Origin of the sequence: Vibrio sp. Vb1337 (assembly GCF_033338715.1) — a bacterium.
GTDB classification, from domain to species: Bacteria; Pseudomonadota; Gammaproteobacteria; order Enterobacterales; family Vibrionaceae; genus Vibrio; species Vibrio alginolyticus.
In genome coordinates this window covers 1-1,991 of the sequence record NZ_JAWOTD010000054.1, presented here as the reverse complement: position 1 = coordinate 1,991, position 1,991 = coordinate 1, and the positions used below count along the sequence as shown (strand labels likewise).

At 46.1% G+C, this 1,991-nt stretch carries 2 protein-coding genes and 1 pseudogene; all 3 read left to right on the top strand.

From position 1 onward, the window contains the following. A partial coding sequence (locus R7E42_RS23735) for an FAD-dependent oxidoreductase (protein ID WP_318073051.1) occupies positions 1-1,245 on the top strand: 1,245 nt, incomplete at its 5' end. 91 nt (positions 1,246-1,336) lie between these two features. Next, positions 1,337-1,765: a DUF1499 domain-containing protein gene (locus tag R7E42_RS23730; protein ID WP_318073050.1), complete on the top strand. Its 429-nt coding sequence runs from the start codon at positions 1,337-1,339 to the stop codon at positions 1,763-1,765. A gap of 62 nt (positions 1,766-1,827) precedes the next feature. Next, positions 1,828-1,991, top strand: a pseudogene (locus tag R7E42_RS23725) (5'-methylthioadenosine/S-adenosylhomocysteine nucleosidase); the annotation flags it as partial.

The window sequence follows — 1,991 nt, the reverse complement described above, 5'->3', positions numbered from 1 at the left end:
TGGAAGTGCCCCGTCCATAACTACATTCCCCAGTGGCTAAAACTGGCGAATGAAGGCCGAATTTTAGAAGCCGTGGAACTTTCACACCAAACCAACAGCTTGCCTGAAGTGTGTGGCCGTGTGTGTCCGCAAGACCGTTTGTGTGAGGGTTCGTGCACACTAAATGATGATTTTGGTGCAGTCACGATCGGAAACATTGAAAAGTACATCACCGACAAAGCCTTTGAAATGGGCTGGAAACCTGACATGTCCAAAGTGGAGTGGACGGATAAAAAGGTGGCAATCATCGGCGCTGGCCCTGCTGGTTTGGCAGCAGCAGACATTTTAGTTCGCAACGGTGTAAAACCTGTGGTGTTTGACCGTTACCCAGAAATTGGTGGCCTACTTACCTTTGGTATTCCTTCTTTCAAATTGGAAAAAGGGGTCATGGAAAATCGTCGTCGGGTATTTACCGAAATGGGCGTTGAGTTCCGCATGAATGTGGAAGTCGGCCAAGATGTGCAGATGCAAGAACTGCTTGATGAATACGATGCGGTTTTCTTAGGTGTGGGCACATACAAATACATGCGCGCGGGTTTGGAAAATGAAGACGCGCCGGGCGTTTATGACGCCCTACCATTTTTGATTTCCAATACCTATAAGGTTATGGAGCTAGAACATAACCAACCGTTTATCGATATGGCTGGCAAAAAAGTCGTAGTGCTTGGTGGTGGTGATACCGCGATGGACTGCGTGCGAACTTCGATCCGTCAAGGCGCATCTAACGTGATTTGTGCCTACCGTCGTGATGAAGAAAACATGCCAGGCTCCCGTCGAGAAGTGAAAAATGCCAAAGAAGAGGGCGTGAAGTTCATGTTTAACCTTCAGCCTTTAGGTATTGAGGTTGATGCGTATGGCAAAGTTTCAGGCGTGAAAGTGGTCAAAACTGCTTTAGGCGAGCCTGATGACGCAGGTCGCCGTCGCCCAGAACCCGTAGAAGGAAGTGAACACGTACTGCCTGCCGATGCTGTCATCATGGCATTTGGTTTCCAACCTCATCAAATGGACTGGCTGACTCCGTTCAATGTTGAACTTGATCAATGGGGACGAATCAAAGCACCCAACAACCAAGAGTTTCAATATCAAACCAGCAATGAAAAGATCTTTGCTGGGGGAGACGCAGTTCGTGGTTCTGATTTAGTGGTAACCGCCATTGATGAAGGACGAAAAGCAGCAGAAGGCATTCTTGATTACTTAAACGTATAGCGTCGTACCAACACTCAAAAAGGATCCAAAGATTGGATCCTTTTTTCTTTTATTACATATAATTAAATTCCTCTGTGAAGGAATAGAACTCATGAGAAAAGCCGCTCTGATGCTCATCACTTTTCTCGGCTTAACCGCATGCAGCCAAGGAGGCACTTCGATGCCAGATAGAACTCAAACCCCATGTGGAAACAAACCTAACTGCGTTTCAACACAAGACCAACGAGAAGAACACCACCTCGAATCTTTTACTCTCACCGAATCCGCCACATTGGATGCAATTGAGCAAGCAGCACTGCAACTATCGGGGGCTAAAACAGCAGAGAAAGATGGCAATTATCTGCGCATTGAATGCACTTCTAAAATCATGCGCTTCGTGGATGATCTCGAATTAAAGATCGACGGGAATACTCTGATCGTGCGTTCAGAATCACGCGTAGGGTATTCCGACTTTGGCGTCAATCGAAAACGGGCCGAGCAATTACGAACCGAACTTTCTAAAGCAGAACTCATCAAATAGAAAACTGCTGACAGGGAGTGCTATACTCTCGCCGATTAAATATTTTACCTAAAGAGAGTGTTATGAAAGTTGGTATCATCGGTGCGATGGAACAAGAAGTGACCATCCTGAAAGAAGCTATGACAAACTGCCAAACCGTAAACAAAGCAGGTTGTACGTTTTTCTCTGGTCAAATTAACGATGTAGATGTAGTGCTACTACAATCTGGTATCGGTAAAGTTGCTGC

Excerpts from the sequence above, each read along its gene's own strand:
- R7E42_RS23730 (WP_318073050.1), top strand. The coding sequence starts at position 1,337 with ATGAGAAAAGCCGCTCTGATGCTCATCACTTTTCTCGGCTTAACCGCA.